This window comes from Pedobacter frigoris, assembly GCF_005116445.1.
Classification (GTDB): Bacteria; Bacteroidota; Bacteroidia; order Sphingobacteriales; family Sphingobacteriaceae; genus Pedobacter; species Pedobacter frigoris.
Genome location: NZ_SWBQ01000002.1, coordinates 778,160 through 801,957, shown reverse-complemented (window position 1 = coordinate 801,957; position 23,798 = coordinate 778,160). Strand labels below are relative to the sequence as shown.

At 41.1% G+C, this 23,798-nt stretch carries 21 protein-coding genes; 16 read left to right on the top strand and 5 right to left on the bottom strand.

Translation table 11 applies throughout. From position 1 onward, the window contains the following. Window positions 1–105: 105 nt before the first annotated feature. Window positions 106–1,245 (top strand): TlpA disulfide reductase family protein, encoded by a 1,140-nt coding sequence (locus FA047_RS10015; RefSeq protein ID WP_136835897.1) that lies wholly within the window; start codon window positions 106–108, stop codon window positions 1,243–1,245. A gap of 126 nt (window positions 1,246–1,371) precedes the next feature. Further along, a complete protein-coding gene (locus FA047_RS10010) occupies window positions 1,372–2,484 on the top strand; it encodes an acyltransferase family protein (RefSeq protein WP_136835896.1) in 1,113 nt (370 codons plus the stop codon). A gap of 113 nt (window positions 2,485–2,597) precedes the next feature. On the opposite strand, the gene FA047_RS20470 is transcribed toward FA047_RS10010, so the two are convergent. Further along, window positions 2,598–2,738, bottom strand: coding sequence for a DUF6266 family protein (locus tag FA047_RS20470; RefSeq protein WP_169304376.1), 141 nt, complete (start codon window positions 2,736–2,738; stop codon window positions 2,598–2,600). A gap of 310 nt (window positions 2,739–3,048) precedes the next feature. Continuing rightward, window positions 3,049–4,320: a phosphoribosylamine--glycine ligase gene (gene purD / locus FA047_RS10000; protein ID WP_136835895.1), complete on the bottom strand. Its 1,272-nt coding sequence runs from the start codon at window positions 4,318–4,320 to the stop codon at window positions 3,049–3,051. Between the two features lie 156 nt (window positions 4,321–4,476). On the opposite strand from purD, the gene FA047_RS09995 reads away from it, so the two are divergent. The 8 genes from FA047_RS09995 to FA047_RS09960 all read left to right on the top strand — a co-directional run bounded on the left by FA047_RS09995 (window position 4,477) and on the right by FA047_RS09960 (window position 14,299). Beyond that, window positions 4,477–4,779: a hypothetical protein gene (locus tag FA047_RS09995; RefSeq protein ID WP_136835894.1), complete on the top strand. Its 303-nt coding sequence runs from the start codon at window positions 4,477–4,479 to the stop codon at window positions 4,777–4,779. A 131-nt stretch (window positions 4,780–4,910) separates the two neighbouring features. Further along, window positions 4,911–8,222: a preprotein translocase subunit SecA gene (gene secA, locus FA047_RS09990; protein WP_136835893.1), complete on the top strand. Its 3,312-nt coding sequence runs from the start codon at window positions 4,911–4,913 to the stop codon at window positions 8,220–8,222. 67 nt (window positions 8,223–8,289) lie between these two features. Beyond that, window positions 8,290–8,733: an SPOR domain-containing protein gene (locus FA047_RS09985; protein WP_136835892.1), complete on the top strand. Its 444-nt coding sequence runs from the start codon at window positions 8,290–8,292 to the stop codon at window positions 8,731–8,733. Next, a complete protein-coding gene (locus FA047_RS09980) occupies window positions 8,726–9,913 on the top strand; it encodes a M20 metallopeptidase family protein (RefSeq protein WP_136835891.1) in 1,188 nt (395 codons plus the stop codon). Before FA047_RS09985 ends, FA047_RS09980 begins: the two co-directional genes overlap by 8 nt. Then, window positions 9,913–10,860: a hypothetical protein gene (locus FA047_RS09975; protein WP_136835890.1), complete on the top strand. Its 948-nt coding sequence runs from the start codon at window positions 9,913–9,915 to the stop codon at window positions 10,858–10,860. The genes FA047_RS09980 and FA047_RS09975 overlap by 1 nt, the downstream gene beginning before the upstream one ends. Before the next feature lie 23 nt (window positions 10,861–10,883). Continuing rightward, entirely contained in the window at window positions 10,884–12,863 is a 1,980-nt protein-coding gene (gene dnaG / locus FA047_RS09970) for a DNA primase (RefSeq protein ID WP_136835889.1), read from the top strand. Window position 12,864: 1 nt separating this feature from the next. After that, complete coding sequence (locus FA047_RS09965; RefSeq protein ID WP_136835888.1) at window positions 12,865–13,227, top strand: YraN family protein; 363 nt, start codon at window positions 12,865–12,867, stop codon at window positions 13,225–13,227. Further along, entirely contained in the window at window positions 13,208–14,299 is a 1,092-nt protein-coding gene (locus tag FA047_RS09960) for a glutaminyl-peptide cyclotransferase (RefSeq protein ID WP_136835887.1), read from the top strand. Before FA047_RS09965 ends, FA047_RS09960 begins: the two co-directional genes overlap by 20 nt. Before the next feature lie 42 nt (window positions 14,300–14,341). Here the strand turns inward: FA047_RS09960 and FA047_RS09955 are convergent, their stop codons facing one another. Together FA047_RS09955 and pgi are read right to left on the bottom strand one after the other, a co-directional pair. Then, the gene (locus FA047_RS09955; protein ID WP_225872691.1) at window positions 14,342–14,875 is read right to left on the bottom strand and encodes a DUF4251 domain-containing protein; all 534 of its coding nucleotides are present in this window, start codon (window positions 14,873–14,875) and stop codon (window positions 14,342–14,344) included. A gap of 122 nt (window positions 14,876–14,997) precedes the next feature. Next, the gene (gene pgi / locus FA047_RS09950; RefSeq protein WP_136835886.1) at window positions 14,998–16,644 is read right to left on the bottom strand and encodes a glucose-6-phosphate isomerase; all 1,647 of its coding nucleotides are present in this window, start codon (window positions 16,642–16,644) and stop codon (window positions 14,998–15,000) included. Between the two features lie 209 nt (window positions 16,645–16,853). Here pgi and FA047_RS09945 point away from each other — a divergent pair, with 209 nt between their 5' ends. The 3 genes from FA047_RS09945 (at window position 16,854) to FA047_RS09935 (ending at window position 19,393) form a co-directional block, all read left to right on the top strand. Beyond that, on the top strand, window positions 16,854–17,351 hold the full coding sequence (locus FA047_RS09945; protein WP_136835885.1) for a hypothetical protein: 498 nt from the start codon (window positions 16,854–16,856) through the stop codon (window positions 17,349–17,351). 53 nt (window positions 17,352–17,404) lie between these two features. Further along, window positions 17,405–18,479 (top strand): peptide chain release factor 2 gene (gene prfB / locus FA047_RS09940; RefSeq protein WP_136835884.1). Its coding sequence is split into 2 segments (ribosomal slippage): window positions 17,405–17,464 and window positions 17,466–18,479, totalling 1,074 coding nucleotides; the frame shifts between segments, so codons are not numbered across the junction. Continuing rightward, complete coding sequence (locus tag FA047_RS09935) at window positions 18,479–19,393, top strand: alpha/beta hydrolase (protein WP_136835883.1); 915 nt, start codon at window positions 18,479–18,481, stop codon at window positions 19,391–19,393. The genes prfB and FA047_RS09935 overlap by 1 nt, the downstream gene beginning before the upstream one ends. On the opposite strand, the gene FA047_RS09930 is transcribed toward FA047_RS09935, so the two are convergent. After that, entirely contained in the window at window positions 19,388–20,257 is an 870-nt protein-coding gene (locus tag FA047_RS09930; RefSeq protein WP_136835882.1) for a transglutaminase-like domain-containing protein, read from the bottom strand. The genes FA047_RS09935 and FA047_RS09930 overlap by 6 nt on opposite strands. A 35-nt stretch (window positions 20,258–20,292) precedes the next feature. Between FA047_RS09930 and FA047_RS09925 the strand changes: the two genes are divergently transcribed. The 3 genes from FA047_RS09925 (at window position 20,293) to FA047_RS09915 (ending at window position 23,794) form a co-directional block, all read left to right on the top strand. Then, window positions 20,293–21,075, top strand: a complete 783-nt coding sequence (locus tag FA047_RS09925; RefSeq protein ID WP_136835881.1) for an O-methyltransferase — start codon at window positions 20,293–20,295, stop codon at window positions 21,073–21,075. Between the two features lie 107 nt (window positions 21,076–21,182). Continuing rightward, window positions 21,183–21,548 (top strand): BlaI/MecI/CopY family transcriptional regulator, encoded by a 366-nt coding sequence (locus FA047_RS09920; RefSeq protein WP_136835880.1) that lies wholly within the window; start codon window positions 21,183–21,185, stop codon window positions 21,546–21,548. Next, window positions 21,548–23,794, top strand: a complete 2,247-nt coding sequence (locus FA047_RS09915; protein WP_136835879.1) for a M56 family metallopeptidase — start codon at window positions 21,548–21,550, stop codon at window positions 23,792–23,794. Before FA047_RS09920 ends, FA047_RS09915 begins: the two co-directional genes overlap by 1 nt. The last annotated feature ends 4 nt before the right edge of the window (window positions 23,795–23,798 follow it).

Genomic DNA, 23,798 nt, shown 5'->3' with positions numbered 1-23,798 from the left:
TTTATTAATTGTTCAGTTCATACATTTACTCCTAATAAAAAAAACCTGAATGTTAAACCTATTGAAAAAGATCAGGTCTATTAACTTAAAATAAGTAGAAAAACGATGAAAAAACTATTAATCGCAGCGGTATGCCTATTACCTGCTGCAACTATGGCTCAAAGCAAATTTACCTTAAATGGTACAGTTGCTGGATTAAAAACACCGGCTAAGGCCTTTTTGTATTATGCGGCCAATGGCACAAGAGTTGCTGATTCTGCGGCTGTAACAGGTGGTAAATTTACTTTTTCAGCTCCTTTAGCAGGAATTACCCAGGCGCAGGTTGCTATAAAACGTGAAGGCGTAGTGGCAAAACCTGGAAAAGCTGATATGGTTTCAATTTATCTTGAACCAAAGGTGATGACACTAGAGTCTAAGACCGACTCTGTAAAGTATGCTACAGTGAAAAACTCACAGGTAAATGACGACAACGTAAAATACAACGCATTGACAAAAGCTGCTAATGAAAAAAGTGCTGCTTTAATGGCTGAATTTCGCGCTAAAGGACCTGATGCGCGTAATGATGAGGCATACATGAAAACTGTAATGGATCGCGATGGTGCTATTAGAAAAGAACTTAACGACATCAACAAACAATTCTACATGACCAACCGTGATTCTTATGTAGGCATCGTCGCTTTCAGAAGCGTTATGGATCTTGATGGCGATCCTGCTGGAACAGAATCAGAATTCAATAAGTTCTCTGCTGCTGTAAAGGCAACTGAAGTAGGAAAAGGTATTGCGCAGCAAATAGAAGCAGGTAAGAAAACTGCAATTGGTCAGGTTGCGATGGACTTTACACAGAATGATGTAAATGACAAACCGGTTAAATTATCTGATTTCCGTGGAAAATATGTATTGCTTGATTTCTGGGCTTCATGGTGTGGACCATGCCGTGCAGAAAACCCTAACGTGGTAAAAGCATACAATACTTACAAAGACAAAAACTTTACCGTATTAGGTGTTTCTTTGGATAACCCTGGTAAAAAAGCAGACTGGTTAGCAGCTATTGAAAAAGATGGATTAACCTGGACTCAGCTTTCTGATCTTCAGGGCTGGAAGAATGCTGCATCTACAATGTATGGTGTACGTGGTATCCCTGCTAATTACCTGATTGATCCAACTGGAAAAATTGTTGGTAAAAACCTTAGAGGCGAGAAGCTGGAAGCTAAACTTGCTGAATTATTAGGACAAGGCACTAAATAAAGTAGTCAATTATGTTTTTCTAAAGAGATCTTTTAGAAAAACATAATTTTAAAAAGCCCCAGACGTTCGTCCGGGGCTTTTTTTGTTTACGTCTTAACAAAAAGAAAGTATCTTTACGACTGTTACATGAGAACTGACCTAAATAATGAGCTGGCCACCAAGCCGCACTATCCTATATTAGACGGCCTTAGGGGTGTCGCCGCCATTATCGTCGTAACCTTTCACCTGGCCGAGCCATTCTCAACAAGTAATTTAGATAAATTTGTCAATCACGGTTACCTGGCTGTTGACTTTTTCTTTTTATTATCAGGATTCGTGATGGGTTATGCTTATGACGATCGATGGAATAAAATGACCGTTGGTAATTTCTTCAAACGCCGTGTCATACGTCTTCAGCCAATGGTAGTTTTGGGAATGACTCTCGGTGCCATCGGATTCTATTTTACAGATTCTACACTATGGCCACTTATTCATACCGTCCCTCTTTGGAAAATGCTGCTGGTGATGCTAGTCGGTTATACTATCCTACCAGTACCATTATCACTTGATATACGCGGTTGGGAAGAGATGCACCCCCTAAATAGTGTGGGCTGGTCATTGTTTTTCGAATACATTGCCAATATTCTTTATGCCGTCTGGATCAGGAAGTTTTCCAAAACAACATTAACTATCCTGGTAGGCGTAGCTGCTATCGCACTCGTACACCTGGCCATTACCAATGGCGATGTAAGCGGTGGCTGGACACTGAATGTAGAACAGGTGTGCATTGGACTAACGCGCGTTATGTTTCCGTTCTTTGCGGGTCTCCTGCTATCACGGATTGCCAAGCCGACTAAAATTAAAAATGCGTTGTTATGGTGCAGTCTTCTGGTAGCCATCGTACTTTATATGCCGCGGATTGGCGGCGCCGGGCATCTTTGGCTGAATGGAATCTACGATTCTGTTTGCATTATCATCGTTTTCCCGCTGATCGTGTACCTCGGTGCCAGTGGTGTGATGCAAAGTCAAAAAGAGCATAAAGTATGCAAATTCTTAGGTGACATATCTTATCCGCTCTACCTGGCGCATTACCCGATTGTGTATTTTTATGTGGCCTGGATCAGCAATAACAAAGGCATGACGATTGCACAGGCATGGCCGTATGCCTTGCTCATTTTAATGGGCAGTATCGTTTTGGCCTATGCCGCATTAAAATGGTATGATGAGCCTGTTCGCAAATGGTTGCGGAAATACTACTAACTTTCAATCCAAACACTATCACTTACACTCAGCCTGTCATCTCCAACGAAAGCGATGTAGGTATGTATTGTCTGTTCCAGTAGCTCCGGCTCTAAGGGCAGAAATCCCTAAGCTCACTCCCCTTTACTGACCAGTGCCTTACTAAAATCCATTGCTATATCCGGATATTCACCCTGCAAAGCAAACCGTTTATTGTAAGAAACTGCTTCATTATGCTGATTTCGCCTTGCCTTTGATGTCCTTTCGATCTGCATTCGTATAACGACACTCAAAATGAAATCACTATGCAATTCCTACACAACTGTTAGAAAAGCCGTGGCCCTTCCAACCCTTGAGTAGCCCCTATGAAGGGATTGTGAAGAGCTTTTGTAGATACGAACGCACACCGAAGGCATAGCAAAAGAAGAGCGAAACTACAATCTTCTAGAAAGTTCCAAATGCCCACCTAAGCCAATTTCAACTATTTTTTGAAGCGTGAAAATCAAACTTCTTATATTATTCTCAAGCTTAAAGTAGTACCTGTTTTTTCAGCCAGTTCTTGCTGTGTTAAACCTTTTTCTGATTTTACACTAAATCAAATCCGATGTCTTCTCTAAAATATTTGCCGTCGAAATAGATACGTGCGGCATCTGCTGTGGCAGATTGCAAAGCTTCAAACTGATTGTCCTGCAAACTCGTTACCGCAATTACACGACCACCATTTGTTTTTACAACACCGCCCTCTAATGCTGTGCCTGCATGAAATACAACCGATTGGCGAACATTATCAATACCGGTGATACTTTTGCCTTTCTCGTACTCGCCAGGATAACCTCCGGCTACAATCATCACGGTTGCCGCATTCTTATCGCTGATCTTCAGTTGATAATCTTTTAGTTTCTTTTTGGAAGTAGCAACGAAGAGCTCTACAAGATCATTCTCAATACGCGGAATCACACTTTCAGTTTCCGGATCGCCCATACGGCAATTGTATTCTATGATCATAGGCTTGTCGCCAACTTTAAACAGGCCGAAGAAGATAAAACCAGAATAGTCTATGTTGTCCTTTTTTAACCCATTTATCGTTGGGATGATGATGCTTTGCTCTACCTCATCAAGGAATTTTTTATCGGCAAAGGGTACAGGAGATACAGAACCCATTCCTCCGGTATTTAACCCGCTATCGCCCTGTCCGATTTTCTTATAGTCTTTCGCTTCAGGAAGAATCACATAATTCTCTCCGTCTGTAAGTACAAAAACAGAAAGCTCAATGCCATTCAGGTATTCTTCTACCACGACAAGAGAACCTGCGGTTCCGAATTTGCCGCCCAGCATCAGTTTCAGTTCTTCCTGCGCCTCAGCTACAGTCTGACAGATCAGTACACCTTTTCCTGCGGCCAGACCGTCGGCTTTAAGTACGATCGGGAGACTGTGGTTTTCCAGATAAGCAAGCCCTTCAGTTAAAGTTTCGTTAGTGAATGACTCCGAACCAGGTGTAGGGATGCCGTGACGGGCCATAAATTGCTTAGAGAAATCTTTACTTCCTTCGAGAATTGCGCCTTCTTTTTTAGGGCCTATCACAGGAATATTTGATAAAGCCTCATCGTTTATGAAAAAATCGTGGATTCCATTTACCAATGGTTCTTCCGGACCAACAACAACCAGTTCAATATTTTCTTTTAATACCAGTGCTTTTACAGCTTCAAAATCATTGGGGTTAAGCAGTACGTTTTTTCCGTAAGCGCCTGTTCCTCCGTTACCTGGAGCAATAAATAGTTTTGAGCAAAGAGCTGACTGGCTGATTTTCCAGGCAAAAGCGCTTTCTCTTCCTCCTGATCCTAGTATTAAAATATTCATTGTAAAATATGATTTAATTGTTGGTCTATGCCGGCAAATATACCGCTTTAACGATATTATTATAGCTTAAGTTGAAATATAAGCTATACAAAATTCAGTACGTCAGTGCGTTTAAATTTCTGTATGTAAAAGATTAAAATTAGATTTGCCCCCTGCATGAGACACATAGTTACGTTATCGCTGGTATTTTTTAGTCTTACCCATTTGGCAAAAGCCGAGAGGGTGGAAGGGCTAAGACTATTGACGGACCGTTACTGTAATAAGCATCAGATCAGTTTAAATTCTGCTGAAGCAGGCGCTAATCAGGTTGATGATCAGGATCATCCGTTTTTCTTAACCTATAGTGAACTGACTTCAATAGGAGTGTCTTTTGAAATCCGGGTGCCTAAGTACAGGGCGTACAATAACGTCATTGCAGACCTCACTATAAGGGATCAACCGAAAAATAACAGTCCCTAGGTTTCTTCTTCATCTCCGCCCTTTTAAATACAAATTAACTGCCAATGTGACTGAATAGTCTATTGGTCTGGTTGTTGTAATTTGAATCACACAATTAATTAAAGAATAATAATAAAACACAATCATAAAACATGTTAGGATTTTTAGCCAAGATATTTGGAAGCAAATCAGAAAGAGATATAAAGGTAATCCAACCTATAGTAGTCAAGATCAACGAAGAATACGCAAAGCTCTCTGCATTGAGCAATGATGAATTGCGTAATAAAACAGTTTATTTTAAAGAAATCATCTCAAAGGCCTTAGCTGAAATTGATGCAAAGATCAGTGGATTGAAAGCTGATGCTGAAAATCAGGAATTGTCATTGACGGAAAAAACAGCTATCTATGACCAGATCGATGCTTTAGGTAAAGACCGTGATAAAGAACTGGAAGTAGTTTTACTGGAGATTTTACCAGCTGCGTTTGCGGTAGTAAAAGAAACATCAAGACGTCTTTCTGAAAATGAATTCCTGGAAGTTACTGCTACGCAGTTTGACAGAGACTACGCTGCACGTAAAAAGAATGTAACCATTCAGGGTGATAAAGCGCTTTGGGCAAATAGATGGGATGCTGCGGGTACAGAGGTGGTTTGGAATATGGTACATTATGATGTACAGCTTATTGGCGGTATGGTATTGCACGGCGGTAAAATTGCCGAGATGGCTACTGGTGAGGGTAAAACCCTTGTAAGTACGTTGCCTGCTTACCTGAACGCACTTGCCGGACAAGGTGTACACATCGTAACGGTGAATGATTACCTGGCACGACGTGACTCTGAGTGGAACGGTCCTCTGTTTGAATTCCACGGTATTAAAGTAGACTGTATTGATAAGCACGAACCGAACTCTCAGGAGCGCAGGGATGCTTACCTGGCAGACATTACTTATGGTACCAACAATGAATTTGGTTTCGATTACCTGCGCGACAACATGTCGCAGACTCCGGATCAGCTGGTACAGCGCAAGCTACACTTTGCGATGGTGGATGAGGTCGATTCAGTATTGATTGATGATGCCCGTACACCTTTGATCATTTCAGGACCGGTTCCTTTTGGAGATCAACATGAATTCCATGAGCTGAAGCCACGTATTGAACGTTTGGTTACTGCTCAGAAAGATTATGTAAGCAAAGCTTTAAATGAAGCCAAGAAATTAATCAATGACGGTAAAGCAGGTCCTGAAGAAGGCGAAGGTGGTTTGGCATTGTTACGTGCCCACCGTGGTTTACCAAAAAATAAGGCGTTGATTAAGTTTTTAAGTGAAGGAAGTGTTAAGCAGACTTTACTGAAAACTGAAAACCACTACATGGCAGATCAGTCGAAGAACATGCCTAAAGTTGATTCAGAACTGTTCTTCCATATTGATGAGAAAAACAACCAGGTAGAGCTTACTGAAAAAGGGATTGAACTGATCACCAAATCAGGTGAAGACCATAATTTCTTTGTACTGCCTGATGTGGGTACTGAAATTGCGGAGATTGAAAAATCAGCATTGTCAGCAGAAGAGAAAATTGCACAGAAGGATGCCCTGATGCGCGATTATTCTATCAAAGCAGAACGTATCCACTCTGTGAACCAGTTGTTGAAAGCTTATACTTTGTTTGAAATTGATGTAGAATACATCATTGACGAAGGTAAAATCAAGATTGTAGATGAGCAAACGGGTCGTATCATGGATGGCCGTCGTTATTCTGACGGATTACACCAGGCGATTGAGGCAAAAGAGAATGTGAAGGTAGAAGATGCTTCACAGACTTATGCTACGGTTACTTTGCAGAACTTCTTCCGTATGTACCACAAACTTTGCGGTATGACGGGTACTGCAACCACTGAAGCTGGTGAGTTTTGGTCTATCTATAAACTGGATGTGGTTGAAATTCCGACCAATAGGGTGATCTCAAGAAAGGATCAGCAGGATTATGTATACCGTACAGTTCGTGAGAAATACAATGCGGTAGCAGAAGAAATCGTGAAGTTAACTGAAGCGGGCAGACCTGTACTGGTGGGTACTACTTCGGTAGAGATCTCTGAATTGCTGAGCCGTATGCTTAAGCTTCGCGGAATCAAACACAATGTACTGAATGCGAAGATGCACCAGAAAGAGGCTGACATTGTAGCTGAGGCTGGTCAGGCAGGACAGGTAACCATTGCAACCAACATGGCTGGTCGTGGTACGGATATTAAGTTAGGCCCAGGTGTTAAAGATGCTGGTGGTTTAGCTATCGTAGGTACAGAACGTCATGAGTCGCGTCGTGTAGACAGGCAGTTGCGCGGTCGTGCAGGTCGTCAGGGAGATCCGGGTTCATCTCAGTTCTTCGTGTCACTGGAGGATAATTTAATGAGGTTATTTGGTTCTGAAAGAATCTCTAACATCATGGTTAGAATGGGTATTGAGGATGGTGAAGTTATTCAACATTCGATGATCACCAAATCTATAGAGCGTGCGCAGAAAAAAGTAGAAGAGAATAACTTTGGTATCCGTAAGCGTTTATTGGAGTATGATGATGTGATGAACTCACAGCGTTCTGTGATCTATGCTAAACGTAGAAATGCCTTGTTTGGTGAGCGTCTGGATGTAGACATGAGCAACATGGTGTTTGACGTAGCCGAAGATATCGTAACAGAATATAAAGAAACGAGCAATTTTGAAGGTTTTAAGCTTGAGGTCATCAAAAACTTCTCTGCAGATACTACAATTGACGAGCATGAATTTAGTTCAAAAGGGGTTCATCACCTGACTGATAAGTTGTTTGAGGAAGTAAGCGCATTCTATGAAAGAAAATCAGATGTGATCATCAACCAGGCGATGCCGGTATTGAAACAGGTTTTTGAAGAGAGAGGTGAGCAGATCGAACAAATCATCGTTCCTTTTACAGATGGTATCCGTCACGTACAGGTGCCTGTAAGTTTGAGGAAAGCGATAGAGAACAACGGTCGTGAAGTGACCAAGTCGTTTGAGAAGACAATCGTGCTTGCATTGATCGACGAATCATGGAAAGAGCATTTGCGTGAGATGGATGAGTTGAAGCAGTCGGTACAGAATGCTGTTTATGAGCAGAAAGATCCACTGATCATCTATAAAATGGAAGCATTTAACTTGTTTAAAAACATGCTGAATGCTGTAAATAAAGAAGTGGTCAGTTTCTTGTATAAAGGCGGAATTCCTGTGCAAACTGATCCGAACGATGTAAGAGAGGCCCAGGCTCCAAGACCTGCTCCAAGCAAACTGAAGATGTCTAAGCCCGAATTTGCACAGTCGAGCAGCACAGGTATGCCAGAGATGGAAGATACACGCGAGCATGTTCCTCAGCAGCCTATTCGTAAGGATGTGGTGATTGGAAGAAACGAGCCTTGTCCATGCGGAAGCGGCAAAAAATACAAAAACTGCCACGGCGCAGGATTGTAATTTGTAATAAACATATAGAATGCCGATTTTTGTAAAAAAGTCGGCATTCTTTTTTTAAGCCTTATCCATGAAATTGTTATTTACTGTTATTCTTTCCTTTCTTTCTGCCGGTCTGTTTGCTCAGGCCAGGGGTGTGGTCACTGTGATTAAGGACCCTATGATCGATAGTCTTATTGCAAAGCGAATTGCATTAAATACGAGTATTCCGGCGACAGGAACGGTCGTAACAAAGCCGGCACCGATAGTTTCCAATATGGGGTACCGGGTTCAGATATTTTACGGATCCGACCGGCGGCAGGTGTACAGTGAGCAATCGAAGTTCAGCGCGCTGTATCCGACTTTAAATACCTACATTACTTACAAAGAACCCAATTATTATTTAAGGGTGGGTGATTTTAGAACAAGGCTGGAAGCTCAGAGATTAATCAGCGAGCTCAGACCTAACTTCCCAACGCTTTTTATTTTCAGGGAGAAGATTAATGCACCCAATTTAGATTACGACAATGATTAATAAAGATAAAATACAGGCAATTTCCAACGATATTTTTGAAAAGGTAGTTGGTTACCGCCAGCATATACACGCTAATCCTGAGCTGTCATTTCATGAATTTGAAACTTCAGCATATATCAAAAAACACCTGACAGAATGGGGTATTCCTTTTTCAGATATGGCTAATACAGGTGTTGTGGGTCTGATCACAGGAGGCATTCCTTCGGATAAGGTTATTGCTTTGCGCGCAGATATGGATGCTTTGCCAATACTGGAGGCCAATGAAAAACCTTATGCTTCTAAAAATGCAGGTGTAATGCATGCTTGCGGGCACGATGTGCACAGTTCATCTTTGTTAGGCACGGCTTACATCTTGAATAGCTTAAAATCAGAGTTTGCAGGTACGGTGAAACTGATATTTCAGCCTGCAGAAGAGCTTTTGCCGGGAGGCGCGAGCATCATGATCAAAGAAGGTGTGCTGGAAAACCCTAAACCAGAGGCAATCGTTGGCCAGCATGTAATGCCGTTGATTGAAACCGGTAAAGTAGGTTTTCGTTCCGGAATTTACATGGCCTCTACAGATGAGTTATATGTGACCGTACATGGAAAAGGCGGACATGGCGCACAGCCACATCAAAATATAGATCCTGTTCTGATTGCTTCTCATATCATCATTGCTTTACAGCAGATTGTAAGCAGAAATGCTGATCCGCGACTTCCATCGGTACTTTCTTTTGGAAAAGTACAGGCAAACGGAGCTACGAACATTATCCCCAATGAGGTAAAAATAGAAGGTACATTCAGAACGCTGAACGAAGAATGGCGAAAAGAAGCAAAGCGTCTGATGAAAAAAATGGCGGAAGGCATTGCTGAAAGTATGGGTGGCAGTTGTGACTTCAGGATTATGGATGGCTATCCTTACCTGATCAATGAACCAAAGCTTACTGAGAACGCACGCGCTTTTGCAGAAGACTACCTGGGTAAAGAAAATGTGCTCGACCTGGACATCTGGATGGCAGCTGAAGATTTTGCTTATTATTCACAAGTAACCAATGCTTGTTTTTATAGATTGGGAACAGGAAATAAAGAAAAGGGAACAACCTATTCCGTGCATACACCGAATTTCGATATTGATGAAGAGGCCTTGAGGACTTCTACAGGATTGATGGCTTACATCACACTTAAGCAACTAGGTAATTAATGAAAAAAGCACTCTTACTGGCAGGTTTGATGGTGGTTTTGCTGAAAGCTTCTGCCCAGGAGATCAACCGCTTTAATCCTGATACATTAAAGACCATTCAGCTGGATTCGGTGATCAACATCAAGGCCGAAAAACTGGGCGTAGAGAAATTCATCAACGCGATCATTACAGATAATAGCTTTTATCAGGCTTTCAGGAATATGAAGAAGTATGACTTCATTGCTGAGAACAGGATTTATACCTACAACAAAAAGAACAAGATTGACGGGCGGATTTATCGTAAGATCAAGCACAGCAATTCTGGGACTAATAAAATGCAATACCTGGTAAAACAGGATACCGGTAATGTGTATAAGAAGAATGGTAAATATCAGCTCTATACCATTGAGATGTTCGATTACATCTTTATGAACGCTTATCAGACCGATTTTGTAGCCGAAGGCCCTATGGCTGCAGGTAAAGCTGAGGATACTAACCAGAGTTATAAAGACAAGCTAAAAACATTAATATTTGCTCCCGGGAGGCCTATTAAAGGGTTGCCTTTTATAGGAAGTAAGACGCAGATCTTTACAGCGAATATGCGCCAGTATTATGATTATACTTACCATAGCGGTACTTATCTGGATTCCATCCCGGTCTACCGTTTTAAAGTAACTATGAAAGAAGATCTGAGCAGCGGTACTAAAGACGGTTTAATGATTAAGGAACTTACTACCATCTTTGACAAGCGGAATTTTGAGATTCTGGGCAGGTACGTAGATATGAAGTACAGCAATATGCTATTTGACTTTGATGTGCAGATGAATATCGAAACCAGTTATGTCGAGGGTGAAAAACTACCGGTGAAAATCACTTACCAGGGCAATTGGGATTACCCTTTTAAAAAGGAAGAACGTGCGAGTTTTTTAGTCCTTCATAAGGACTATAACCTTGGAAAAGGAAAGTAATTCCCTAACTTCGCAGATAGAAAATGATTAATCAGGATACCATAAATAAAATCATGGATACCGCCCGTATTGAGGAGGTAGTAGGTGATTTTGTATCCCTCAAAAAGCGCGGCACCAGTTTAATTGGTAACTGTCCTTTCCATAATGAAAAAACACCATCTTTTCATGTGTCTGTCGCCAAGGGTATTTACAAGTGCTTTGGCTGCGGCAAAGGAGGGGATTCTGTCCATTTCATCATGGACCACGAGAAATATTCCTATCCTGAAGCGTTAAAATTCCTGGCCAATAAGTACAACATTGAAGTTGAAGAGATTGTACAGTCGCCGCAGAATATTGAGGCCCAGAACGCACGAGAAAGTTTATATATTGTTTCAGAGTATGCAGCAAATTACTTCGCCAATGAACTGTGGACGGGAGAGCAGGGCCGTGCCATTGGCTTAAGCTATTTTAAAGAGCGCGGTTTTAGGGAAGACATTGTCAAGAAGTTTCAGCTTGGCTACTCCCCGGATGTATGGGATGCGCTGATTCAGAGTGCGGTAGCTGGAGGACATAAGGAAGAATACTTGGAGAAAACTGGTCTTGCGATCAGGAATGAAAAAGGCAAGCTATACGACCGGTTTAGGGGCCGGGTCATGTTTCCGATCCACAACTTTACAGGAAGGATCATTGGATTTGGCGGGCGTACCTTAAAAACAGATAAGAATGTTCCGAAGTATGTCAACTCTCCGGAAAGCGATATTTATCATAAGTCGAACGTACTGTATGGCTTGTTCCATGCGAAGAAAGCCATCAGGGAATTTGACAACTGTTACCTGGTAGAAGGATATGCTGACGTGCTGGCTGTACATCAGGCGGGTATTGAGAATGTGGTGGCTTCTTCCGGAACTTCATTGACAACAGAGCAAATCAGACTCATCGGACGTTTTACAGAAAATGTAACCATACTGTATGACGGAGATGCCGCGGGTATAAAGGCCTCTTTACGGGGCCTGGATATGATCCTTGAAGAAGGACTGAATGTGAAAGTAGTATCCTTCCCGGATGGGCACGACCCGGATTCTTACATGCACCATGTGGGGGCAGGGGAATTTAAAAAGTACATTGAAAATGCCCGTAAGGATTTCATCCTTTATAAAGCAGAAATACTGCTTAAAGAGGCAGGTACAGACCCGATCAAACGGGCAGGTATCATCAGGGATATCGTTGAGAGTATAGCCAAAATACCGGATGATATCAAGGCTGCGATCTTCATTAGAGAGTGTAGCGGTTTGCTGCAGCTGGAAGAGCGAATCTTACTTTCAGAACTCAATAAAATACGTGCTGCTAAGTTTAAAAAAGCAAGCAATAACAATAATTATAATACGCAGCAAAACCAATATCAGCAGGCAGACCCCTATCGGGATGGTCCGCCGGATAATTTGTTTGAAAATCCAGATCCACTGGCTGGTTTGGAACCGGAATCCAATGCTCCGGAGACTGACGAGATCCAGGAACAGGAAATTGTTCGTTTATTACTGGCCTTTGGTCATGAACTGGTGAATTGGGATAAGATCGATAACATGTATATCGGTTCATTTATCATGCAAAACCTTTCTGATGTAAGCTTTGAAGATAAGTTGTGCAAACGGATCATTGATACGTACAGAGACGAGATAGAAAACGGGCATTTGCCGGTTGCGAGTCAGTTCATTAAGGGCGAAGACAGGGAAATTGCCAATCTTGCCATAACGCTATCTACATCTCCACATACCCTCAGTGAAAACTGGTACAATAAACATCAGATCTACGTACGTGATGAAACGGTAAATCTTAAAGCGACAATTCTGGGAGGGATATTCCACCTCAAGAAGCGTAAGGTAGACAGGATGCTGCTCGATATTCTACAGGAAATAAAAACCGAAAGCGATCCGGTAAATCAGGAAATCCTGATGCAGCGCTACTCCTTTATCAAAGGAGTAGAAAAGGAAATCTCTAAATTCTTAGGCTCAGTTATATTAAAGTAAGATGGCAAGTCACAATGATCTGGGCAGACGGGGCGAGGAAATCGCAAAAGACTATTTAGAAAACATTGGATACCGCATTTTAAACCTAAACTGGGCATACGGAAGAGCTGAAGTAGACGTTATTGCTCATCATAATGGGGCAATCATATTTGTAGAAGTAAAGACGCGAAGTTCGACAGATTATGGAGAACCAGAAGATTTTGTAAACATCAAAAAGGAAAGACAGCTCGAATATGCGGCGGAAGCGTACATAGAAATGAGTGGTCACCAGGGAGAGATTCGTTACGATATTATTGCAATTGTTTTTGAAAATAAACACCTTTATAAAATTAATCATATAGAAGATGCATTCTGGCCAAGTTAAAAAAATCACTCCATCAGTATCTACGCTATGCTTATTGCTTAGCATCCTTTTTATCAGCTCTTGTAAAGATCAGGCTGGCAGTTCAGCTATAGGGTTTAAGCTGCCTGAGCAATATCAGAGTGTTGCCCTTGGTGAAGATGTTAAAGTTGAACTGGACGTTCCCAAAGATGCCAATATTACCTCTGCAACCTATCTGTTAGACGGAAAGGTTGTTGCCACTAAAAATAACGCCGAGTCGGTATTGTTCAAAACTACAGGACAGTCTGTAGGGATTAAAGTGATCACCGCAATTGTCGGGAATGAAGATAAGACGGATACATTGACGACAAACATAGAGCTGAGGTCAAATGTAAAACCAGAATTATATGGGTATAAGATCATAAAGACTTATCCTCATGATACCAGTTCTTATACTCAGGGATTAGAATACCACAATGGCAGGTTATTGGAAAGTACCGGGAAGGAGGGGCATTCGACATTGAGGTGGGTAGACATTTCTTCAGGTAAAGCTTTACAGAAGACAGACCTGGATAAACAATATTTTGGAGAGGGCTCTACGCTTGTGGGCGATAAGATCGTGATGCTTACTTATAAGACAAATACTGGGATGGTATATGACGCCAAGACTTTTAAACAGTTGAGTACATTTCCTTATCAGACCAGTAGAGAAGGTTGGGGGCTATGCTATAACGGTAAGCAATTGATCATGAGTGATGGCAGCAACAGGCTATATTTCATGGATAAAGATACTTATAAGGATCAGCACGCAATAGATGTTTACGACAATGAAGGTATGGTAGATTCGATTAACGAGCTGGAATATATAGATGGTAAGATCTATGCGAATATTTACACGAAAAACTATCTTGTGGTAATAGATCCTTCTTCCGGTATTGTAGAGAAGAAAATCGACCTTTCTGGTTTATTAGAAGATGGGTACTTTAAAACAGAAGAGGATATCAGCAATAATGTACTCAATGGGATTGCATGGGATAAACAAGGGAAACGACTGTTTGTGACCGGTAAAAAATGGCCAAAGCTGTTTGAGATTTCATTGGTTCCGAAGAAATAGCATAAAAAAGCCCGGTCTTAAAAAACCGGGCTTTTTTATGCTTTATTTTTTATCAGCAGGGTCGCTGATGTATCCCATGTAGGAAATGGATTGCCTGTTGTTACTGTTAACACTCAAAAAAGCATAACCATTAGTTCCGATAGTTAGCATCAGTTCCTGTGCGTCTTTGGTATCCTTAGGTTTTATGGTGATTACCCAGTTGCCCTTTTTCTTTTGTTCACTTTTATAAGTGAAGTTTTTAGACTTGAATTTGATCCCTGAATCATTAGGGTTCAGATTGGCAGTATAAGCTCTTCCAAAATAAGGGAGATAAGCTTCAACGCTATCTTTACTGATTTTTAGATCATACGATGACCCACTCAGTTGGATGGAACCACCGCCTCCCAAGCCGCCTGGCATTTTACTCAATACCGCATTTAAATCTGCAACAGCAAGTGGCTGAGCACTCGTCGCATTAAATTTAAGCGTCTTCGCATTTACCAGTCTGGTCGTTGTTTCTTTATCTGTCTGGGCTGATACTTGCATTGTTGTGAATACAGCTGCAAGTATTAAAAGATTTTTAAGCGTTTTCATCATTATTGATTTTATATAATTGATTATCCTAAATATACGTATAAAACCTGTTATACTACGGAGTTAGAACAAAGTAACCGATAAAAGGTTTAATGAGAAAACGCCTAGCAGTGTCATATTAATTGTTATCTCCAGGCTTTGTACTGGTTGATCAGTCCATTTGTGGAACCATCATGAGATGAAACTTCCTGTTCGCCTTCCAATTCAGGGAGGATGCTTTTGGCCAATTGTTTTCCAAGTTCTACACCCCACTGATCGAAGCTGAATATATTCCAGATAATACCCTGTACAAAGATTTTATGCTCATAAAAGGCAATCAGACTACCTAAACTAAAAGGAGTAACCTTCTTAAGTAAAATGGAATTGGTCGGTCTGTTTCCTTCAAATACTTTGAATGGTGCCAGTTTCTCGATCTCTTCAGCTGTTTTCCCATCTTTTTGAAGCTCTTCAACTACCTGTTCTTTTGTTTTGCCGTTCATGAGCGCTTCTGTCTGCGCAAAGAAGTTGGACAACAAGATGGGATGATGGTCGCCAATTGGGTTCAGACTCTGTGCCGGCGCAATGAAATCGCAAGGAATCAGTCGCGTACCCTGATGGATCAGCTGATAAAAAGCATGCTGCCCATTCGTTCCTGGTTCTCCCCAGATGATAGGGCCTGTCTCATAGCTTACATCGTTGCCATTGCGGTCGACATGCTTACCATTACTTTCCATATCTCCCTGCTGGAAATATGCTGCAAAGCGATGCATGTACTGATCATATGGCAATATCGCCTGGGTCTCTGCATTAAAGAAATTGGTGTACCATACACCGATAAGTCCGAGGATAACCGGGATGTTGATTTCAAACTCAGCGGTTTCAAAATGCTGATCAGCAGCATGCGCACCTGCCAGAAGCTGTTTGAAGTTGTCGAAACCAATGCTCAATGCAATTGGCAGTCCAATGGCGCTCCATAGCGAATACCTGCCGCCTACCCAGTCCCAGAACTCAAACATATTTTCGGTATCAATACCAAAAGCAGACACATCTTTAGCATTGGTAGACAATGCCGCAAAATGTTTGGCAATGTCTTCTTTCTTCGCGCCGTTATCTAAGAACCATGTTCTCGCCGTATTGGCATTGGTCATGGTTTCCTGAGTAGTAAAAGTCTTGGAGGCAATGAGGAACAAAGTAGTCTCAGGATCTACCTGTTTCAGTGTTTCTGCAATGTGTGTGCCATCTATGTTTGACACAAAATGCATATTCAGATGGTTTTTATAAGCTTTTAAAGACTCAGTTACCATTACCGGGCCCAGGTCTGAGCCGCCGATGCCGATGTTTACGATATCGGTGATCGGTTTTCCGGTGTATCCTTTCCAGTTTCCTGAAATTACAGCGTTACTGAATTTCTCCATTTTACTGAGTACCTGGTGTACATCAGTTACTACATTTTTACCATCAACAAGGATCTCTCCGTTTGCAGGTTCTCTAAGCGCAACATGCAGTACCTGTCTGTCCTCAGTCTGGTTGATCTTGTCTCCGCTGAACATAGCTTTGATGGCCTCATCGAGCTTACATTCCCTTGCCAGCTGAATGAGCAATGCAATGGTAGTATCATCAATCCGGTTCTTTGAATAATCTACCAGGATATCTTCAAATACCAGGGAGAATTTTTCAAAGCGACCGTCATCTTCAAGGAATAATTGTTTTAAGTTTTTTTCATTGATGCTGATGAAATGATCAGCAAGATATTTATAGGCAGCGGTTTCTGTAAAGTTTACTGTAGGAAGCATAATCTAAGTGTTTTTGTAAATGTAATGGTTTATTTTATTTCATAAAATCCAAATGAAAATATTTATAACGATAAATAAATTCCTACAGACATCTTTATTTTAACTCATAAAATGTATTGAAATAAACTGGTTTAAGCCTTGTTTTTAATGGAATTATTTTGATTACATTTAGTGTATAAAACGGTATTAATACCATTAAAACATCAACCATGATAGAAAATTTAAAACAACTTGTAAAAGAAAATGTTCAGGACGCAATTGTAAATAACAGCGCAGTTCCTAACGAACAAAATGAGGCTGCAATTGAGGCTACTTCAGGGTCAATTATAGATGCATTGAAAGCTAAGTTCGCTTCGGGGGATATTGCCGGACTGGTAGACGCCTTTAAAAATGGCAATAGCAGTGCCGTTGTGAACCAGGCTTCTTCAGGTCTTACAGAAAAGCTGGCCGGAATGGGTATCAACCTTGAGTCAGCAAAGAACATTGCTGCATCAGTTTTGCCTGGTATAGTAGATAAATTCATAAAAAAGACCAATGATCCGAATGACAGTTCTTTCAATATTCAGGATGTATTGAGTAAGGTTTCCGGTGATGACGGTAAATTTGACCTGTCGGATGTAACCAGGATGTTTACTGAAAAGACTGATACAAACGGAGACGGTAAAAATGACAGCATCATAGATAAAGTAAAAGGACTATTTAGTTAGGCCTCTGTACCTCCTCATCGCCTACTTTACAATTTTATCCTATATTTGCGATTATGACAAAAGAACAAATTCAGGATTTAAGGGACAGAGTAGCGTCGCTGAGGAGGTATCTTTGACGTCGAAAACCGTTTAGAAGATATCCGTATAGAGCAGGAACTCACCCTGCAGCCAAATTTTTGGGACGACCCAAAGAAAGCCGAAAAACATATTGCTGAAATCAACTCCAAAAAGGTGTGGACCGATGGCTGGCAACACGCCAATAGCCTGATGGAAGATACCCAGGTGCTTTTTGACTTCTGGCAGAGCGGAGACGCCACTGAAGAGGAAATGCAGGAGCAGTTTGACCTATGCTTAAATGTTATTGAAAGTCTTGAATTGAAGAACATGCTCAAGACCAAGGAAGACCAGCTGCCTGCGGTCATGCAGATCACTGCAGGTGCCGGAGGAACAGAAAGTTGCGACTGGGCGTATATGCTGATGCGCATGTACCTGATGTGGGCAGAGAAAAATGGCTATAAGGTAGCCGAACAGGATTATCAGGAGGGGGAGGTAGCCGGCATTAAAACGGTAACGATCGAAATCTCAGGTGAATTCGCTTACGGGTACTTGAAAGGAGAAAATGGAGTACACCGACTGGTGCGGATCTCTCCGTTTGATTCTAATGCAAGAAGGCATACCTCTTTTGCTTCCGTTTATGTATATCCCCTGGTAGATGATACCATAGAAATCGAAGTCAATCCCTCTGAAATTGAGTTTGAGACCTTCCGCTCAGGTGGAGCCGGCGGACAAAACGTAAACAAGGTAGAAACCGCAGTTCGCCTGTACCATAAACCTTCGGGAATCATCATCAAGAATCAGGAGTCCCGCTCACAGCTTCAGAATAAAGAAAATGCCATTCGCTTACTCAAATCACAGCTTTATGAGGTCGAAATGCGTAAGCGTATGGAAGCCACAGCTTTGGTAGAAGGCAGTAAGAAAAAGATAGAATGGGGTTCGCAGATCAGGAGCTATGTGCTGGACGACAGGAGGGTAAAAGATCACCGGACCAATTACCAGACCTCAAATCCTCAGGCTGTGCTCGATGGAGACATCAATGACTTTTTAAAAGCATACTTAATGGAGTTTTAATGAAATACTTTATAGCATTGCTCATGATACTGACATCTTCAACATTACTGGAGGCCCAGGAAATTGTTAAACTCTATGAGGGAAAGATTCCCGGATCGAAAATAGCTCCCGCTGACTATGTGGAAGAAGCTCAGGTTGGCAATGATAAAATGACCAGGATCAGTAAAGTGACAGTGCCGACGATAAGTGTATTTTTGCCCGCAAAGGAAAAAGCTACAGGAACAGGAGTAATTGTTTGTCCTGGCGGAGGCTATGGGATGCTTTCTATAGATCTTGAAGGCTATGAGGTTGCCAGGAAATTAAATGCGGCAGGCATTGCCGCATTTATACTCAAATACCGCTTGCCAAGCGACGCTGTTATGGAAGATAAATCTTCTGGGCCGCTGATGGATGTACAGCAAGCGATGTATCTGGTGCGAAAGAATTCGGAAAAATGGAATGTAAAAGCAGACCGTATAGGGGTTATGGGCTTTTCTGCAGGTGGGCATCTGGCTTCGTCCTTGGCAGTTCACTATGCTGATGCTAAGATTCCAAATAAAGAGAACGTTAGCCTGCGACCAGATTTTTCTGTTCTTATCTACCCTGTCATCTCTTTTACAGCATCCTACCATGCCGGATCAGTAAATAACCTGATCGGTAAAAATGCTGCGGAGGAAAAATGTGATTATTTTTCAAATGATAAACATGTCACCCCACAAACTCCGCCCACATTTCTTGTACATGCCAATGATGATGGCGGTGTCGCTGTTGAAAATAGCATTCTTTTTAACCAGGCCCTCGTTAAAAATAAAGTAAAAGCTGAGATGCATCTTTATCAGGCTGGTGGTCATGGTTTCGGACTGAACAACAAAACCACTACCGACGATTGGTTTGAACGCCTGATCAACTGGATGAAAGCCAATAAATTTCTATAAATCTGTATTAATAAGTATATCCTGGAGTTGCTTTAACTCATCCACCTTTTCCTTTGAGCCGAGGTTTTCATAAGCTGAGATCAGGTTACGAATGACACGTCTGATGATTTCTACATTGCTGCAAGGCGCATAGAAACCAGGCATTGGATCAAGATTGAGCTGGCGCAGAAACTGGTCTACATCATGTTTGCCGAAGATAGCCCCTTTATTGAAGGCATTGATGTAAAACAATACGCCAAATTCATGTTCTTCACGCTTGCTTTCATCAATATATCCCAAAATGAAATGTTGAGGCAGATTGACGCCGTAGACCGGAATGTCCAGTTTTTGAGCAAGGGTAGCATAAATGATGGCTAAAGAGATTTGGTTTCCTTTTTTACTCTCCATGACCTGGTTGATGTAGGAATTTTGAGGATCGTGGTGATTCTTGGTATTTCCGCTGAAGCCATAAATGTTATAGAACACGTGATTGATCAACTTAATTTTTTCAATAGAACTCATTTCATATTGCAGTCCCAGCCAGATCTCCCGTTTGATTTCTTCAATCTGAAGGATGATCTTTTCTTCGTCGAGGTCAGGGTACTGGTAGCGGTTGACAACAAGTGCACCCTGTAAAAGATCAAAAGCTCCGCTTTGGTACCATAAGTTGAGGTCTTCCTTTACGTTGGTGAATTGTATCTTGTGGACTATATTTTCAATCCGTTGTTGAAGCAGGGTGTCCAATGATTGTTCCCAGGCATTTTCCAGGTAATCGATGACTTCACTGCCATATTCTAAGAGACGTCCTTCCACATGCTGGTAGATTTCCTGATCAGGATCATCAAGTAATTTTACTAAAGCGCTTATTTCTTTAACGTTTTCCATTAAACATACAAATTTGAATGCCTATTTTTGCGGTTATGATTGTTAACTTTATCAGTGATTATCTGAAACATCGCTTTACCTCAAAAAGCAGACATGGTACACATTCCCCATTTGTTTATAAACTTACGGATGAGGTAATTTACGATTTTAGTCCTAAAAACGATTATAAAAGCATAGAAGCTCAGAGAAAAAAACTTTTTAATGACCATTCTGAGGTTACTGTGACCGATTTAGGGGCTGGTTCTCATTTGAATAAAAACAGAGTTAAGAAGGTAAGCGAGATTGCTAAAAATGCTTTGAAGAACCCGAGATTGGCACAGCTGATTTACAGATTGGCAAAAGAAAACAATCCTAAGAATATTATTGAACTGGGCACCTGCCTGGGCATCACCTCTTCATATCTGTCAAAGGCCGCGCCTGATGCTGATGTCATTACAGTAGAAGGATGTCCTCAAACTGCGAAGGTAGCTTATAGAAATTTCCAGGACCTTGAACTTGATAATGTAGAGTTACAGGTAGGTAATTTTGACCTGCTTTTCCCGGAAATCATTGAAAGTGCAGACCGTTTAGATTTCGTTTATATAGACGGCAATCACAGGAAGCAGGCTACTATAGATTATTTCAATTGGTGCTTGCCAAAAGTACATGAGGGATCGCTGCTGATATTTGACGATATCTACTGGAGTAAAGGAATGAAAGAGGCCTGGGAAGAAATCAAGAGCCATCCGGATGTAACTGTGACCATTGATTTGTTCTGGATCGGACTGGTTTATTTTAGAAAAGGTCAGGCTAAGGAACATTTTAAAATCAAGTATTAAAAATTATTTATTTGATTATCAGCATAATATAATTATAAAACTGATAAATACGTTTATTAACTGAATTTACAGTTGTAAAACTGAAAAATAAGTTATAGCTTTATGTTATGGAAGAATTAACTAAAGCAGAAGAGCGTATTATGCAAATCATCTGGAAGATTCAGAAAGGATTTGTGAAAGACATCATTGAGGAAATGGATGAGGAGCCTAAGCCCCCATACAATACCATTTCATCTATCGTAAGACTTTTAGAGAAAAAGGGCTACCTGAGCTATAAAGCTTACGGAAAGACGTATGAATATTACCCTGCGATTGGTAAGGAAGAATACGCCCGTACTACTTTCTCTAAACTCTTCTCCGGATATTTTGATAACTCACCGGCGAACCTGTTGTCTTTTATGGTAAAGGAACAGGCCTTAAGCGAGGCAGACATCGCTGAACTCAAAGCACTCATCAACAAAAACGAAAAATAATGGAATGGCTGACCTACCTGCTGAAAGTAAGCGCCTGCATGGGCTTGTTTTACGCGCTGTATTATTTGTTTTTACAAAGGCTTACTTTTTTTAGCTTCAATAGATTTTATTTATTGTCGACTCTGGTTGTTAGTTTTCTTATTCCCGCTTTGCAGCTGGAAGTAGAAAGGCAGGTAGAGGTACAGCAGGAGGTGCCGCAGGAAACACCAATATCCACTGTTGAATCATTTACTCCAGCTGGCGTTTCCAATGCAGAGGCTCCTATTGTACATGCGCTGCCGAATTCAGTATCAGAGGATTCTCTTTTTTCTGAATACAGCTGGCAGGAGATTATGAATGCTACTTACTGGCTGATCGCGGCAGTGATGTTGGTGTTGTTTGTTTATCAGATGGCACAGCTTTTAAGACATATTGCTAAAGTCAACAAAAAGGTAGGTCATTTGAAGGTTGTTTATAAACCCACAGGTTTTACCAATTGTTCCTTCCTGAACTACGTTTTTGTAGATCAGCAGGATCTGAAAGAAGAAGAGATTGCAGTGATCCTTCAGCATGAAGCAGTGCATGCCAACAGGCTTCATTCCCTCGACAAGTTGTTCGTGAATGTCTGCAAAGTATTTTTATGGTTCAATCCTTTGACTTATCTGTATGCACATGCATTGGAGCAGGTACACGAGTACGAAGCAGACCAGGAGGCTTCTTCAATTATCGGAAATACTTCCTATGCCAATTTGCTGCTGACTATAGCTGTTCGTAAGAACAACCCGCCTTTTGTGCACAGTTTTGTGAAAAGCCCATTGAAGGCACGTATTGAAATGTTATTCACTAATCAATCAAAAAATATGAAAAAGTTAGCGTATCTATTAACAGTGCCGGCATGTCTGGCATTGGGATGGTTGTTTGCAGTTCAGGTAGTTTATGCTGAAGTACCAAAAACAATCGCCAAAACAATTAATGGAACTGAGTCAGTTAGTTCCACTGGTTTCATAAAAGTGAAAAATACCTTTTTTGGAAATTCAACTGATCCTGCCATTTTAGTCGAAGTCAACTCACCCAATGGCAAGCAGATGAAAACAGGCGGACCACCTAACATTGTAGTGAAATTTTTTATAGATGATAAAGTATTTAGCTTAGAAGAAGCAAAAGCATTTACTCCCACATTCTTAAAATCATTAAGTTCAAAGCAGGGCTTGGGATCTGGGAGACAGTACGATGTCGATGGTTTAGATGAAAAAGATAATGTTTTTTGGTTTGGGAAAGAGCCTAAGCTCACTGAAGCTGAGACGAAAGCCCGCTATTACTCGTCGAAATATACAGGTAAAACTATTTACGGAAAATTAACAGGTTTCGCTTTCAGAGAAGATCGGTCTATAATGGACGGGTTTTTTATAAAGCTGAACAATGGCGAGCGAATCAAAGCGTATGTTGCTCCCGAGTCCGCTGTAGAAGTAAGCAAAAACCTTAAACTTGGTGATCAGATAAAGATTAAGGTGTTTCACGTTTATTATTCTGTGCTTAATGAATGTGCTCAAATTGGCTCCGGTACATATTCCAAAGGAAACAAAGTGATTTTTGATAGAAATAAATTAATGGTGAGCAATAATACGCTGAATCAACAGGAGCCATTTATAAAAACATCAACTAAGAAGTACAAGGATCATGTTCAATATGTTTACGACGTGAAGTCTCCAAAAGGGAAGAAGATGACAATAATCAAAGGTTTAGATAAACTGAAACCAATGTTTGTTGTTGACGGTAAGGTTTATTCATTCGAAGAAGCTCAGAAATTTGATCAGGCATTTTTAAACAAGTTAAGCGGTAATCAAGGTGGAGGTCCAGCCAGTCTTTATAGCCTGGATGGATTGCAAAAGGGAGATTGGGTTTTTTGGTTTGGTACAGAACCAAAGCTCAGCGACGATGAGAAAAGAAATAGAAGTATTTATGCTAAGTATAATGGGAAAACCCTTAAAGCAAAAGTAATGGGCTATTCTTATGGAACGCCAACTAGGAAACTTATGGATGGGTTCTACATAGAAACCAATGAAGGTGAAAAGATGAAGGTTTTCATCGAAGTGAAATTCGCAAAACAGATCAACGCACAACTTAAGGAAGGCGACCAGTTGACAATCTCCATATCTAATGCAAGTTACTGGCCAAAGGAAGAATCCATTGTAATTCACAACAGCAAGATTGAAAAAAACGGAAGAGTGCTATTCGATCGTAGCAGACCTGTAATAAACGAAGGATAATTTA

Excerpts from the sequence above, each read along its gene's own strand:
- FA047_RS09915 (WP_136835879.1), top strand. The coding sequence starts at position 21,548 with ATGGAATGGCTGACCTACCTGCTGAAAGTAAGCGCCTGCATGGGCTTG.
- purD (WP_136835895.1), bottom strand. The coding sequence starts at position 4,320 with ATGAATATTTTAATACTAGGATCAGGAGGAAGAGAAAGCGCTTTTGCC.
- FA047_RS09975 (WP_136835890.1), top strand. The coding sequence starts at position 9,913 with ATGAAAAAAGCACTCTTACTGGCAGGTTTGATGGTGGTTTTGCTGAAA.
- FA047_RS09965 (WP_136835888.1), top strand. The coding sequence starts at position 12,865 with ATGGCAAGTCACAATGATCTGGGCAGACGGGGCGAGGAAATCGCAAAA.
- FA047_RS09945 (WP_136835885.1), top strand. The coding sequence starts at position 16,854 with ATGATAGAAAATTTAAAACAACTTGTAAAAGAAAATGTTCAGGACGCA.
- FA047_RS10015 (WP_136835897.1), top strand. The coding sequence starts at position 106 with ATGAAAAAACTATTAATCGCAGCGGTATGCCTATTACCTGCTGCAACT.
- FA047_RS09920 (WP_136835880.1), top strand. The coding sequence starts at position 21,183 with ATGGAAGAATTAACTAAAGCAGAAGAGCGTATTATGCAAATCATCTGG.
- FA047_RS09960 (WP_136835887.1), top strand. The coding sequence starts at position 13,208 with ATGCATTCTGGCCAAGTTAAAAAAATCACTCCATCAGTATCTACGCTA.
- FA047_RS09980 (WP_136835891.1), top strand. The coding sequence starts at position 8,726 with ATGATTAATAAAGATAAAATACAGGCAATTTCCAACGATATTTTTGAA.
- FA047_RS09985 (WP_136835892.1), top strand. The coding sequence starts at position 8,290 with ATGAAATTGTTATTTACTGTTATTCTTTCCTTTCTTTCTGCCGGTCTG.
- FA047_RS20470 (WP_169304376.1), bottom strand. The coding sequence starts at position 2,738 with ATGCAGATCGAAAGGACATCAAAGGCAAGGCGAAATCAGCATAATGAA.
- pgi (WP_136835886.1), bottom strand. The coding sequence starts at position 16,644 with ATGCTTCCTACAGTAAACTTTACAGAAACCGCTGCCTATAAATATCTT.
- FA047_RS09925 (WP_136835881.1), top strand. The coding sequence starts at position 20,293 with ATGATTGTTAACTTTATCAGTGATTATCTGAAACATCGCTTTACCTCA.
- FA047_RS09930 (WP_136835882.1), bottom strand. The coding sequence starts at position 20,257 with ATGGAAAACGTTAAAGAAATAAGCGCTTTAGTAAAATTACTTGATGAT.
- secA (WP_136835893.1), top strand. The coding sequence starts at position 4,911 with ATGTTAGGATTTTTAGCCAAGATATTTGGAAGCAAATCAGAAAGAGAT.
- FA047_RS10010 (WP_136835896.1), top strand. The coding sequence starts at position 1,372 with ATGAGAACTGACCTAAATAATGAGCTGGCCACCAAGCCGCACTATCCT.
- FA047_RS09995 (WP_136835894.1), top strand. The coding sequence starts at position 4,477 with ATGAGACACATAGTTACGTTATCGCTGGTATTTTTTAGTCTTACCCAT.
- FA047_RS09935 (WP_136835883.1), top strand. The coding sequence starts at position 18,479 with ATGAAATACTTTATAGCATTGCTCATGATACTGACATCTTCAACATTA.
- FA047_RS09955 (WP_225872691.1), bottom strand. The coding sequence starts at position 14,875 with ATGATGAAAACGCTTAAAAATCTTTTAATACTTGCAGCTGTATTCACA.
- dnaG (WP_136835889.1), top strand. The coding sequence starts at position 10,884 with ATGATTAATCAGGATACCATAAATAAAATCATGGATACCGCCCGTATT.